Genomic DNA, 14,022 nt, shown 5'->3' on the forward strand with positions numbered 1-14,022 from the left:
TTACATCTCCGTCCGCGGAAGATAGGCGTGACGTTCGCGCAAGATCTGATCATTGTTGCGCAGGCGTTCCATCGCCTTGCCGTAGACGCTGTCAGTGGGATATTGGCCATCCGCGCGATCACCGGTCGGCATGGTCGTGAGCAGTTCAATGGCGTCATTCACGTGCTCAACCGTCCAGATGTTGAACTTTCCTTGACGGATCGCCTGAACGACTTCTTCGCGCAGAACAACGTTTTCAGCGTTGGCCTGCGGGATAATTACCCCCTGGTCGCCAGTAAAGCCCTGGTCTGCGCAAATGCGATAGAATCCTTCGATTTTGTGCGATATGCCGCCAACCGGTTGCGCCTGACCGAACTGGTTCATTGACCCGGTAACGCCAACATTTTGACGCATCGGGATATTGGCAACTGCTGAAATGATTGCGCAGAGTTCCGCCATCGATGCCGAATCCCCTTCGATCCCGCCATAGTTCTGTTCAAACGTGACATTACAGGCGAATGAAAGCGGAAAATCCTGCGCAAAACGTGATTTCAAAAAGCCTTCGATGATCATGACCGACTTTTGCTGCAAGGGGCCAGACATATCGACCATGCGTTCAATGTTCAGAACCCCAAGGCTGCCAACATAGGATCGCGCCGAGACACGCGCAGGCAAGCCAAAGGCATGATCGCCGTAATCAAGAACGGTTAGGGCGTTTACCTGCCCAACGACGGCACCAAAGCTGTCGATCAGGATTTCACGCCGTTGAACCCGTTCGTGGGATTTGTCTTCAAGGCGGGAGTTGCGATGACGGCGTTCCTCGATGGCGCGCCTGACATCAGCAGCCCGGATGTTTTCGCGACCGTCAGCCTTGCTGAGTGCACCGGCTTCGATTGCGACGTCTTCAACGCGTTCGATCTGGGCGGTCAGTTTGTCACGTTCCCCGGCCCAGCGCGCCGCCTGACCAAGCAGCTGACGGATCGCACCATTATCAACCGGGATGCCCGATCGTGACAGGGCGGACGCGCGCAGCAGGCCGGTATAGATTGAAATATTGCGGCCTTGTGCGGGCATGTCGGCATCAATGTCCGCCTTTACGCGGAAGTGATTGCGGAAATCAACGTCGAGCGAAAAGAACGTGTAGTAGAACTTTGGCGCACCAACGATCACGACCTTAAGGTCAAGCGGAATCGGGCGGGGCTCCGGCGCGCCAGCGGTTGGCGCTCCGCCCTTGTGGGTTTCCTCGATGCGAATTTCGCGGTCCCGCAAGGCGGCCTTCAGGTAGCCCCAGCATTCTTCATGTTCCAGCAGCGATTCTGCACGCAAAACCAATACCCCGCCATTGGCACGGTGAAGTGCCCCCGGCTTGATCAGGCTGAAATGCGGATGCATGCCGCCCCCAATTGGTCGGTACTGAATTTGCCCGAACAGATTGTCGTAACTTGGGCTTGGTTCCAGCACGACATCCGGATGATTGTCACGGGAATGATCAATCAACAGATTGACAGCATAGCGGTCATCAACGGTTTCCGGAATTTTGCCATCACCACTTTCGATGGCGGGTTGGTCGCTTGCTTCCTCGAACGCGTCAATGTTGTCGAGAATGTCTTTTTCGAGCGCGTCGAACCAGGCTTTAAGGCCGGGGCTTGTGAATTTGTCGCGCAGTTTCTTGATGCGTGGCTTCAGAACAACCTTGGCGGCTCCGCGACGCAGGCTATCAAGCGTATCGGCAATCTGTTCTTCAAGGTCGCGTGTTGAAAGAAGCGTTTTACGGGCTTCTTCGGCAACATCTTCAAAGGCATCTTCTGCCTCATTGCGGCGTTCCTTGGGGATTTCGTCAAGTGATACCGGTTCGCCCTCATCGTTAATTGCAACGATCATGACGCCTTTTTCGTTTTCCTGAACGTCCAGTCCCTTTTCGCGTGCATATTCACGAAGGGCATCGAACTTTTCCCGCAGCTGGGCGCGGGCTTCTTCGGTCTGGGTTTGGGTTTCGGTCAGATGTGCAGGGGCGTTGAAGGCGGATGCAAAAGCCTCACGCAGGTGCGTGATCAGCGTTTCCATTGCCGACATCAGCTTGTGGCCCTGACCTGCGGGCAGGGCATATGGACGTGGCCGGTTGGTGCGTGAGAAATTATTCAGATACACCCAGTCGTCTGGTGCGTCGCGCTCTTCCATGGCCTTGTTCAGATAGTCAAGCGTCGCGGTCATCCGACCGGCGCGATCCAGACCCAAAACAAAGATATTGAAGCCCGGCTCGGACATCGAAAGCCCGAATTTGAGGGCCTCTGCCGCGCGGTAATGTGAAGAAAAATCAAAGATCTTCGGCTGTTGGTCTTTTTGAGGGCTGCGAATACGGAAATGCGGGAAGCCGCAATCTTCTGCGTCAAGGCGGGAAACTGGCATCTGATGACTTTCTGCTGCCCAAGATGAAGAAATCACACAGGGGATTTTGCCCCTGCAGCATATCTTGGAAGCAACGCAATCATGGGGTCAAGCGTTGCTTGCGGAAATTATTGAAATGCCAATAAGAAGCAAGCTTTCCTGCGTGATTTATAACATGCAGGGAACCGGCGAATTTGCCGCCTTACATGACAACAGCATCACCGAAATCACTGCTTTTTAGAAGGCGATCCACCGTTTGCACGCCACGGCGCAGACGTTCAATGGACCGTTCTGCGCCGAAGCAAAGGCGAAGCCCGCGCGGCACAGGCCCAACCGAGAACTGCTGTGCAGCTGTCAAAAGAACACCGCTATTGGCTGCATTCATGACAAGTTCGCCAGTATCAATATGATCGGGCAGTTCCAGCCAAACGTGATAGTTGGTCGGATGGAAGCGAACGTCATATCCCTTAAGTGTGCCCAGAATAATAGCCAGTCGCTGGGCTGCTTCTTCGCGGTGCCATGCTTCGTATTGCCCGAGGCTGCCGTCGTTGATCATGCGGGTGACGAGTTCGAGGTTGATGGTTGATACCATCCAGCAGGTGGATCGGATGGCGCTGGCAAGTTTGCCGATCATTTCACCAGGGGCATGAATATAGCCGACACGCAAACCACCGCCGATGCTTTTGGAGACCCCATCAAGATAAATGCTGCGTTCTGGCGCAAAGCAGGACAAGGGGGGCGGGGCATCCGGGTCAAGGAAATGGTAAATGCCGTCTTCGATCAATGTCAGATCGTACTTGCGCAGGATTTCAGCGATTTCGATGCGGCGTTGCTGGCTCATGGTCGTGCAGAGCGGATTATGCAGTGTTGGCATCAGGTAAATGGCGCGTGGGCTTTGTGTCCGGCACATGTTTTCCAGTGCGTCAGGAATAATGCCCTCGTCATCCATGGTGATACCGCGCAAGCGAAACTGCAAAAGATTGGCAAGGCTGCGAAGGTTTGGGTAGGTAAGTTCTTCACATAGAACAAGATCACCGGGGCGCACGGTTGCAAGCAGGGAAACAGTCATGCCGTGCTGAACGCCAGCGGTTGGTAAAACCCGTTCAGGATTGTCATCCAGACCCAGTCGCCCTGCGGCACTTGCCAGTGCTTCTCTTTGGTGGGCAACACCATATTCCGATTTATAGGACACCATATCATCGACGGACATGGTGCGCGCGATATCAAGCAGGGTTTGACGAATTTGCCCTTCCTTCGGGGGTAATGGGCAATTCATTCGAAAATTAATCGGGCCGGTGTCGTCACCGTCGCTGCCTTCTGGTGTTGAAGGTGCGCGCGCAGGCGGGCGCCCCATCTGGCTCAGATTGTTGGTAAAGGCAAGCGGGATGGGGGCGGTGGCCGCCATATCCAGTTCGGACTGAATATTATCAAGAACATAGGTCCCACGTCCGACTTCACCGGCAACAAGTCCCAGTCGTTCTGCCTCGCGGTATGAACGCGTGATAGTCCCCACCGTCACACCAAGTTGGTAGGCAAGGTCACGGTGAGTTGGCAGTCGGTCTCCTGGTTTAAGAGAACCGTCTTTGACTGCGGTGCGAATGGCTTGGGCGATCTGTCTATAAACAGGTCCGCCAGCGTCGTCGAGTTTTGGAAACCATATTGTCATGGTGACAATGTTTAAATTGACACAATGACGATGTCAATGACAAAACAATATCGAGACAATTAACCAAAAGGAGATGGAAATGGTGAATTGTAACGATACAATCCAGATTCCGGGCATCCGTGTCAATGATCGCGCAGTAATGAACGGTGCACAGGGTAAAAAACCTGTGACCTGGCGTGCGGCGATTGCTGGTGTGGTGATCTCTGCGGTTGAGCATCTTGCGTTGCTTCAAGCCCGTGCGCGTGATCGGTCTGCATTGAAAATGCTTGATGATCGGGCTCTTCGGGATATCGGTGTGACGCGTGCTGATATTGATCAGGAATTGGCAAAGCCGTTCCTGTCGGACTTCCCCCGACGCGGCTAGCCACCGCCGCGTATGACGGAGGCACTTTGCTCCCATTGTGCCTCCGTTCGGTGGAGGGATCCTTCAATTGTTTATTGTCACAATTTTCAGGCCATCAGGGATACAATTACAATGTTCAATCTGACCGAATTGCGCGAGGCGGCTGATTTTGTGCATCAATATGTTGCGCCGACCCCGACCATTCAATGGCCGCTGCTAGACCGCGCAACGGGCTTGTCCCTGCATGTGAAGCATGAAAACCATACCCGGCTTGGTGCGTTCAAGATCAGGGGAGGTGTGACCTTTTGTCGATATGTTGCGAAATCGGTTGATGTGAACCGTGGCATTATCTCGGCAACGCGGGGAAATCACGGACAAAGCCTTGCGCATGCGGCCAGTCGGTTCGGAATGTCCGCAACCATTATTGTCCCATATGGGAATTCCGTTGAAAAGAATGCCGCCATGCGTGCCTGGGGCGCCGAGGTGATCGAACATGGTCACGATTTTCAGGAGGCCGCTGAACACGCCAAGGCGCTTGCCGCCCAAGAAGACCTTGTCATGGTGCCCGCATTTCATCGCGAAATTGTGCGTGGTGTGGCCAGTTATGGGCTTGAGCTGTTTGATGCTATTCTCGGGCTTGATCGGGTTTATGTACCGGTTGGCATGGGATCGGGGATTTGTTCGCTGATCACAGCGCGGGATGCGCTTGGTTTAAAGACAGAAATTGTTGGTGTGGTGGCAAGCGGCGCGGATGCGGTCCGTCAGTCGTTCCTGACCGGCGAGGTGGTCTGCGCACCAACGGCTGATACCTTTGCCGATGGTGTGGCATGTCGAAGCCCCGATCCGGCTGCCTTTGATATCATCAAACGCGGTGCCACCGATATTGTTGCGGTCAGCGATGATCAAATCAAAGACGCCATGCGCTTGTATTTCAGTTCTTGCCATGCCCTTGCCGAAGGTGCAGGGGCTGTGCCTTTGGCGGCGGCAATTGCGCAGCGTGAAAGCAATATCGGCAAGAAAGTTGCCCTGATCCTGACCGGCGCAAATACTGATCGAACTGATTATGCCTGCATCCTTTCAGGAGAAAATAAATGAACCGGGTTTCAAATCGTTCGTCTGACAGCCCCACTGTTGATGGACGTCATCTCATGTTTGATGACCTTGAAAAGCTTGGGCGTATCCTTGTCGAAACAGGGGATGTCGCACATGGCTTTATTCAGGGCGCAGATGACATGGATGTAACTTGCCGCGATATCTCTGCCTTTGACCCCTCGCGCCCCTTATCAGGGCAGGGAAGCGGTACACTTGATGCGTTGCGGGCAGCGAAGGAGGAAATTCTGCCGCTGCTCGCCGCATCAATCGGCCCACGGTATCTCGGATTTGTGACCGGTGGAACGACACCGGCAGCCCTTGTGGGGGATTGGTTGGCAAGTGCTGTTGACCAAAATGCAACCGGCCCCGAAGGATCAGTCAATGCGGCTGTTGAAGAACAGGTGATCAACTGGCTTTGCGATTTCGGTGGATTGCCATCTGATCGCTTTGACGGTGTTCTGACCACCGGTGCCACCGTTTCAAACTTGCTTGGTCTGGTTACAGGCCGGCAATGGTGCGGTGAACGGATCGGGGTAAATGTTGATCTTGATGGTGCAGGTGTGTTGCCTGATCTTGCGATTTTTGCTGCAAGTCCACATGCCAGCATGGTCAAGGACTTGTCGATTGCCGGGATTGGTCGAAGTGCCTTTACCAAGGTCGCAACGTTGCCGGGATCGGAAGAAACCGATGTTGATGATTTGAAATCCAAACTTGATGCCAGTGATGCACGGGGCAAGATCGTCATCGCATCGGCAGGGACCGTCAATGCGACGGATTTCGATAACCTTGAAGCGATTGCAGATCTGTGTGCAGCTTATGGTGCATGGTTGCATGTTGATGCAGCGTTTGGGTTGTTTGCCGCACTTGATGATCGTCGCGCGCATTTCCTTAAGGGGATTGAACGCGCGGACTCCATTACATCCGATGGTCATAAGTGGCTAAATGTTCCTTATGATTGTGGCATATTCTTTACCCGCCATGTGTCGGTACTTGAAACCTGTTGCCGGGCCTTTGCGCCATACCTTGACACCAAGGCAGACGGGAATAGTTACATCAACCGCGGGGTTGAAAATTCCCGACGGTTTCGCGCGCTGCCGCTTTGGATGGCATTGAAGGCCTATGGCCGGGATGGTTTTGCATCAATCATCCGGACAAATTGCGATCAGGCTGCTGATCTTGCAGAGTGGGTGCGAGGTGATGAAAAACTTTACCTTTTGCGTGAACCTAAACTCAATGTGACGATGTTTGCGTCGCGTGGCAGTGACGATGACAATCGGGCGCTGCTTGATCGGATCAACGCCACCGGGAAAGTGTTTTTGACCCCAACGATCTATGGTGGGCGATTTGGGTTTCGCGCTGCATTTAGCAATTGGCGGACCTGCACGGATGATCTTGTGGTCATCAAGCAGGCCATTGAAGCCGCCCTTTAGAAATCGGGATCAATCACCGATAAGAAACATGTCTGCAAAGCTAACTTAAGCGCACTTTGAAAATATGCTGACTTCAAGGAACCGTAATGACGCCTCATAGTCTGTCAAATACGCTGCCGATCTACCAAGTCGATGCGTTCACCGATGTATTGTTTGCCGGTAACCCGGCTGCTGTTGTTCCGCTGGTACAATGGTTGCCCGATGATGTGCTGCAAAAGATCGCGATGGAAAACAATCTGTCTGAAACGGCGTTTTTTGTCCCCTGCGCCGCAGATGATGATGTCGACTTCCATATTCGCTGGTTTACGCCAACGGTCGAGGTGCCGCTTTGCGGGCATGCGACGCTTGCCAGCGCGTTTGTCATTTTCAATCATCTTGGATTTGATGGCGAAATGATCAGGTTGCAGAGCAAAAGCGGCATCCTCAGTGCGGTGCGTGACGGTGATGCGATCGTTCTGAATTTCCCCAGACAGCCGATCAAACCAGATCCCATTGACCAGAAAGTCGTCGATGCCCTTGGGGGGGAGGCGCCAATTGAAACCTTTGGCGTTGTCAGTCGTGATACTGACATCGTTGCGATTTATCGTGATGCCAGTATCGTTCGGGCTATGCGCCCTGATATGTCTGCCCTTGGCAAACTTTCTGGGCGCGGTGTGATCGTGAGTGCGCCGGGGGATAAAACCGGACTTGATATGGTGTCGCGTTATTTCCTGCCAGCTCTTGGCATCGATGAAGATCCGGTGACAGGTTACATGCATTGCGTAGTCGCGCCCTATTGGGCGGAAAAACTGGGGCAGAGTGAGGTTGTTGGCTATCAGGCCTCCGCACGCGGTGGTGTGGTCGCGTGCAAAATCGATGGGGGTCGTGTCCATCTGAAAGGCAAGGTAATCCTGTATCTGAAGGGTGAAATTACGACCCCTTTGTAACCATGTGCCGCATGTTTTTGGTTTTGATATTTTTGGCGGGCAGCATCACAGTTGCCCGCCATTTTAGTCTTAAAAGGCCCTTGGATGGGGTGACGGCGTCTACCCATTAATCCGCATTGATGCTGATTTGCTTTGTTTTTTTTATTGACCGGGCTACGGGGCTTTCGTCTAAGTAAAAGGCAAAATACAAAGATTGTGGGCACGTCGCGCTTACGCAAAAGTGGCGTTAACCGCAATAATGAAGGTTTCACAGGGGTAGATTGATCGTGCTCGAAAGTGTTGTCGCCAGTTCTGCGACGCCGATGCAGATGTGGGTGGTTCTTGCACTCGTTGCCGGATCGCTCATCTTGTATGGGCTGGAGCGCATTTCTCTTGAGCTGACCAGCATGGCGCTGATCGCGACCCTTTTGCTGTTCTTTGAGTTCTTCCCGCTGCTTGATGCGGATGGCGATAACCTTCTGGGTGCTGGGACAATCATGTCCGGCTTTGCCAATCCGGCATTGTTGACGGTTCTGTCGTTACTGGTTGTCGGGCAGGGAATGGTTCTGACAGGTGGTGTCAGTTATATCGCTGGTCTGATTACCGAACACGGCGGCAAGAAACCATCTGTTGCGATTTTCATCGGCCTGTTTGTTGTGATGGTGATGTCTGCCTTCCTGAACAACACGCCGGTCGTTGTTATTTTTATCCCTATTATTCAGGCGCTTGCCGAACGTATTGAACGATCCCCATCATCCCTGATGATCCCGCTTTCCTACGCGGCGATTCTTGGCGGGATGACGACGTTGATAGGGTCCTCGACCAACCTTTTGGTTTCAAGCTCGTTGATCGAGCTTGGCATGCCGGGACTTGAGTTTTTTGAGTTCACAACAATTGGCAGTGTGCTTGCGCTTACGGGGTTTGTATATGTTTTGCTGATTGCGCCGCGTTTTCTTCCGGCACTTGCATCCATGCGCAGCAAGCTTGCGAACCCCGATAGCAGTGGCAAACAATTCATCGCCCAGATCACAGTTGGTCCGGCAGCCAACATGATCGGCACCAAACCGGTTGCCGGTTTCTTCAAGAATTTGCCAAACATCACCATTCAGATGATTGTCCGGCGCGAACATGCCGAACTGCCGCCCTTTGAAGATGATATGGAAATTCAGGCGGGCGATGTCCTTGTTGTGGCCGCAACCCGAAAGGCGCTTACTGAGGCCTTGCAGAAAGATCCCGGATTGCTGCATTCGGATGCCGCAGCAGTGACCGACGGGGACGAAGTTCCGCAGAAATCAACACAGCTTCTGGCAGAGGTCATGTTGCCGCCGGGATCTCGTCTGATTGGGTTTAATCTTGAGCAGATCGGTTTCCGATATCAGTACAAATGCCTGGTTTTGGGTATCCAGCGCCGATCACGGATGATCCGCACCCAGATGACAGAAATCCGGCTTGAAGCCGGGGATGTGTTGCTGGTGCAGGGGCGTTCTGAAGATGTCGAAGCGCTTCGGACTATTCGTGATGTGGTGTTGCTGGAATGGTCAACACGTACTTTGCCCCGACCGTTCCATGCGCGTCGGGCGGCGGCAATTTTCCTTGGTGTCATCGCGTTGGCAGCCACCGGTGTTGTGCCGATTGTGGTATCAAGCTTTATCGGCGCTGGTTTAATGATTGCGTCTGGCGCGCTTAACTTGCGCCAGGCATCGCGTGCTATTGATCGCAAGATTGTCCTGCTGGTTGCGGCCGCACTTGCATTGGGTAACGCCCTGCAGTTAACCGGTGGGGCAGAGTTCGTAGCTGATCAGTTGCTTGCTGTGACGGATGGCGCGCCAGCACCGGTAATCCTGTCGTTGTTCTTCCTGATTGTGGCCGGATTTACCAATGTTCTGTCAAACAATGCCTGTGCGGTTCTTTTCACGCCAATCGGGATCGGCATGGCACAGCAACTTGGTGTCGAGCCGCATGTCTTTGCAATAGCGGTGGTGATGGCGGCAAACTGTTCGTTTGCGTCGCCTGTGGGCTATCAAACCAACCTTCTTGTCATGGGGCCGGGGCATTATCGCTTTATTGACTTCCTGAAGGCGGGAACGCCTTTGATTATTGTGCTCTGGATTGCGTTTAGCCTGTTCGCGCCATGGTATTACGATATCCCGTTTTGATCTGGTTAAACCCCAATTGAAACATGGGAATAACCCACCAATTCAGCCATGCAAATTTGGCTGGCGCGTTTGTGTGGAAGGCGTTTGACTTTTGCCTTGCTCACAATAGGATCAGCTCCCTAAATTGATCTTGAATGACCCGCGGGGGTCTTTCTTTTTGCTCAGGAATATGCCGATGGCACAGACTGCCACACTTGCCAAGCCGACACTTCGTCCAGCCAGCCCGAATTTCTCGTCGGGCCCGTGCAAAAAACGCCCGGGGTGGTCAGCAGAAGCATTGCAGACGGAAGTCCTTGGTCGTTCGCATAGATCAAAACTGGGTAAACAGCGCCTGGAGGAGGTGATTGACCGCTCGCGCGCCATTCTAAACCTTCCCGATGATTATCTGCTGGGTGTTGTTCCGGCTTCTGATACCGGTGCGGTGGAAATGGCGCTTTGGTCGATGCTGGGCGCACGCGGTGTTGATATGCTGGCGTGGGAAAGCTTCGGTGCGACGTGGGTCACGGATGTGATCAAGCAACTTAAACTTGACGACGTGCGTACCCTTGAAGGCGATTATGGAAAACTTCCTGATCTGGGTGCGGTTGATTTTGATCGCGACGTTGTCTTTACCTGGAACGGGACAACCGCCGGTGTACGGGTGCCTAATGGCGACTGGATTGCCGATGATCGCAAGGGCCTTACCGTTTGCGATGCCACCTCGGCGATTTTTGCCATGGAATTGCCATGGGAAAAACTCGATGTGGTGACTTATAGCTGGCAGAAAGTTCTGGGCGGCGAGGGCGGTCATGGCGTCATCATCCTGAGCCCGCGCGCGGTCGAGCGTCTTGAAAGCTATACGCCAACTTGGCCGCTGCCAAAAATCTTCCGCATGACCAAGGGCGGAAAGTTAATTGATGGTATTTTCCGTGGTGAAACCATCAATACCCCGTCCATGCTGGTGGTCGAAGATGCGATTGATACACTGAAATGGGCCGAGGACATTGGCGGTCTTGAAGGTTTGCTCAAACGGACGCGTGCAAGCCGGGCTCATCTTGATGCGTGGCTTGCCAAAAGTGACTGGGCGGCTGATCTTGCCGAAGATCCTGCAACGGCATCAAACACGTCAATGTGCATCAAGATCATTGACCCATGGGCACTGGCATTGAGTGCGGATCAGCAGGCCGCACTACCGAAAAAGATTTCCCAGCTTCTTGAAGCTGAAAATGTTGCACTTGATATCAATGGATATCGCGATGCGCCTGCGGGCCTGAGAATTTGGGGCGGTGCAACCGTGGAACCCAGTGATATCAAGGCGCTATTGCCGTGGCTGGATTGGGCTTATGCGACGGTAAAAGCGGAATTTGACGCTGGATAACGCGTATTTCTTACGTATTATTTGCGTTTTAGGGGTTTTCCCCGTTGCCCTGTCCGGCACAACACGGTAGTAACCGCTACCGGATAGTGAGCCCTGAGCCAGACTCAGGAAATTATCAATTTGAATTCGCGCGCCTCGTCCGGGAAAGCACACATAATGACCGAACTCGCCAGGAAAGCTCTATTGCCCGCCGGCCTGCAGGATGTCCTGCCAGGAACCGCCGCACGGGAAGCTGAAATCCGTGAAAAGCTGATGGCCAGTCTGGCACATGCAGGCTATGACCGCGTGAAAACGCCTTTGGTCGAGTTTGAAGAAAGCCTGCTTGAAGGGGCGGCCCCCGAATTGGCGACTCAGACATTTCGTCTGATGGACCCTGAATCGCGCCGCATGATGGGATTGCGTTCGGATATGACCCCGCAGGTCGGCCGAATTGCTGCAACCCGATTGGTTGATGCGCCGCGCCCCTTGCGTCTTTCCTATTCCGGTGACGTTCTGCGCATCAAGGGATCGCATTTGCGCCCGGAACGCCAGTTTGCCCAGGTCGGTGCCGAGTTGATCGGTGTTTCCAGTGCCGCTGCAGATACCGAAATTGTCCTGCTTGCGCTTGAAGCGCTTGATAGCATCGGGTTGGCCGACGTTTCTGTTGATCTTAATTTGCCGACCCTTCCGGTGCGCCTGTTTGATGCCTTTGGTGTGTCGGGCGATGAACGCGAAGCCCTGACCGAGGCGCTTGAACGCCGCGATGTCGCGGCCATTCGTGCTGCCGACGGCAAGGTCACGGGTGTTCTGGTTGCACTGCTTGAAGCTGCCGGACCAGCACAAACCGCGCTGCCGAAACTCAAAAAGCTTGAGCTGCCGCTGGGCGCATCTGAAGAATTATATCGCCTGATTGATGTGGCAGAGCGCGTTTTGGCATCAGGCCTTGATGCCGCCCTGACGATTGATCCTGTTGAAATGGCTGGTTTCCGCTATCAAACGGGCGTCAGCTTTACGCTGTTTGCGCGTAATGTCCGTGGCGAGATTGGCCGTGGAGGGCGTTATCGTGCCGGTGGTGCATCAGGTGAAGCCGCAACAGGCATGTCACTTTATATGGATAGCATTTTGCGCGGACTTCCGGGGGCAGAGGTGCTTGACCGTGTTTACCTTCCGCTTGGCACACCACAGCGTGAAGCACGACAGTTGCGTGCAGAAGGCCATTACACGGTTGCCGCACTTGAAGGTGCGGCGGAAGCCAAAACCGAAGCGGCCGCGCGCGTTGAAGCACGCAGCATGGGCTGCAATCATATTTACCTTGGCGGTCAGGTTGTACCGCTGAGCGCGTAATCAAACGTAATTTCTATCGCGCAAGGAGTTTTGCGATGACCAATGTTGCCGTGATCGGTTCCCAGTGGGGGGACGAAGGTAAAGGCAAGATCGTTGACTGGCTGTCCGAACGGGCAGACGTCGTTGTACGTTTCCAGGGTGGTCATAATGCCGGTCATACTTTGGTGATCGACGGGACGACTTATAAGCTGAGCCTGCTGCCATCAGGCATCGTGCGCCAGAATAAACTTTCGGTTATCGGCAACGGCGTTGTTGTTGATCCGTGGGCGCTGCTGGCCGAGATTGACCGCCTGAAAGAGCAGGGGGTGAACATCACGCCGGAAAACCTGCGTCTGGCCGAAAATGCCTGCCTTATCCTTCCGCTGCATGGCAACCTTGACCGTGCACGCGAAGCCGCAGCATCTGGTGACAACAAGATTGGCACCACCGGTCGTGGTATCGGCCCGGCCTATGAGGACCGCGTTGGTCGCCGTGCGATCCGTGTTGGTGATCTTGCCGATACCGATCTTCTCGAAGCCAAAGTCGAAAACCTTCTGACCCATCATAACGCGCTGCTGCGCGGCCTTGGACAGCCTGAAGTCGAAGGTTCTGAGCTTCTTGCGCAGCTCAAGGAAATCGCACCGAAAATCCTGCCGTTTTCCGATACGGTTTGGAAGTCGCTTAATCAGTTCAAGGAAGCTGGCAAGCGTATCCTGTTTGAAGGTGCGCAGGGCACGATGCTTGATATCGATCATGGCACATACCCGTTTGTGACATCCTCGAACACCGTATCGGGACAGGCCGCTGCCGGTTCCGGTATGGGCCCGTCGGGTGTCGGTTATGTTCTGGGCATCACCAAGGCCTACACCACGCGCGTTGGCGAAGGCCCGTTCCCGTCCGAACTGTTTGACGAAGATGGCACCCGACTTGGTGAACGCGGTCATGAATTCGGTGTTGTCACTGGGCGTAAGCGCCGCTGTGGCTGGTTCGATGCCGCTCTTGTTCGCCAGTCCGTAAAGGTCAACGGCATTACCGGTATTGCGCTGACCAAGCTTGATGTCCTTGATGGGTTTGATGAAATCAAAATTTGCACCGGTTATGACATCGACGGTGAAGTTTATGACCACCTGCCGGCAAACCAGCGTCTTCAGGCCAAAGCCAAGCCGGTTTATGAAACCATCGAAGGATGGTCGGACACGACAATGGGCGCACGCAGCTGGGCCGATCTTCCGGCTGCTGCCATCAAATATGTGCGCCGTATTGAAGAACTGATCGAAGCACCGGTTGCGCTGCTTTCGACCAGTCCGGAACGTGATGACACCATTCTGGTTCATGACCCGTTCAGCGGCTAAAGGCCATCCATATGCGTGATTTCAAAAGCCACCGGTTCCGACCGGTGGCTTTTTT

At 54.0% G+C, this 14,022-nt stretch carries 10 protein-coding genes; 8 read left to right on the forward strand and 2 right to left on the reverse strand.

Translation table 11 applies throughout. From position 1 onward, the window contains the following. Both JF44_RS0113390 and JF44_RS0113395 read right to left on the reverse strand, forming a co-directional pair. The gene (locus tag JF44_RS0113390; RefSeq protein ID WP_033069505.1) at window positions 1–2,385 is read right to left on the reverse strand and encodes a Lon protease family protein; all 2,385 of its coding nucleotides are present in this window, start codon (window positions 2,383–2,385) and stop codon (window positions 1–3) included. A gap of 181 nt (window positions 2,386–2,566) precedes the next feature. After that, window positions 2,567–4,030: an aminotransferase-like domain-containing protein gene (locus JF44_RS0113395; protein WP_033069506.1), complete on the reverse strand. Its 1,464-nt coding sequence runs from the start codon at window positions 4,028–4,030 to the stop codon at window positions 2,567–2,569. A 79-nt stretch (window positions 4,031–4,109) separates the two neighbouring features. On the opposite strand from JF44_RS0113395, the gene JF44_RS0113400 reads away from it, so the two are divergent. The 8 genes from JF44_RS0113400 (at window position 4,110) to JF44_RS0113435 (ending at window position 13,967) form a co-directional block, all read left to right on the forward strand. Beyond that, the gene (locus JF44_RS0113400) at window positions 4,110–4,394 is read left to right on the forward strand and encodes a DUF1127 domain-containing protein (protein WP_033069936.1); all 285 of its coding nucleotides are present in this window, start codon (window positions 4,110–4,112) and stop codon (window positions 4,392–4,394) included. Between the two features lie 111 nt (window positions 4,395–4,505). After that, window positions 4,506–5,468 (forward strand): threonine dehydratase, encoded by a 963-nt coding sequence (locus JF44_RS0113405; RefSeq protein WP_033069507.1) that lies wholly within the window; start codon window positions 4,506–4,508, stop codon window positions 5,466–5,468. Continuing rightward, window positions 5,465–6,895: a pyridoxal phosphate-dependent decarboxylase family protein gene (locus JF44_RS0113410; protein WP_052065888.1), complete on the forward strand. Its 1,431-nt coding sequence runs from the start codon at window positions 5,465–5,467 to the stop codon at window positions 6,893–6,895. Before JF44_RS0113405 ends, JF44_RS0113410 begins: the two co-directional genes overlap by 4 nt. Before the next feature lie 86 nt (window positions 6,896–6,981). Then, window positions 6,982–7,821 carry a PhzF family phenazine biosynthesis protein gene (locus tag JF44_RS0113415; protein WP_033069508.1) on the forward strand — a complete coding sequence of 280 codons (840 nt, stop codon included), beginning with the start codon at window positions 6,982–6,984 and terminating at the stop codon, window positions 7,819–7,821. Between the two features lie 266 nt (window positions 7,822–8,087). Further along, entirely contained in the window at window positions 8,088–9,956 is a 1,869-nt protein-coding gene (locus tag JF44_RS0113420; protein ID WP_033069938.1) for an SLC13 family permease, read from the forward strand. Between the two features lie 175 nt (window positions 9,957–10,131). Beyond that, the gene (locus tag JF44_RS0113425) at window positions 10,132–11,313 is read left to right on the forward strand and encodes a phosphoserine transaminase (protein WP_033069939.1); all 1,182 of its coding nucleotides are present in this window, start codon (window positions 10,132–10,134) and stop codon (window positions 11,311–11,313) included. A 156-nt stretch (window positions 11,314–11,469) separates the two neighbouring features. Next, window positions 11,470–12,636, forward strand: coding sequence for an ATP phosphoribosyltransferase regulatory subunit (locus JF44_RS0113430; RefSeq protein ID WP_033069509.1), 1,167 nt, complete (start codon window positions 11,470–11,472; stop codon window positions 12,634–12,636). 35 nt (window positions 12,637–12,671) lie between these two features. Continuing rightward, window positions 12,672–13,967: an adenylosuccinate synthase gene (locus JF44_RS0113435; RefSeq protein WP_033069510.1), complete on the forward strand. Its 1,296-nt coding sequence runs from the start codon at window positions 12,672–12,674 to the stop codon at window positions 13,965–13,967. The last annotated feature ends 55 nt before the right edge of the window (window positions 13,968–14,022 follow it).

The sequence above is a fragment of the Thalassospira australica genome, from assembly GCF_000763295.1.
Taxonomy (GTDB): Bacteria; Pseudomonadota; Alphaproteobacteria; order Rhodospirillales; family Thalassospiraceae; genus Thalassospira; species Thalassospira australica.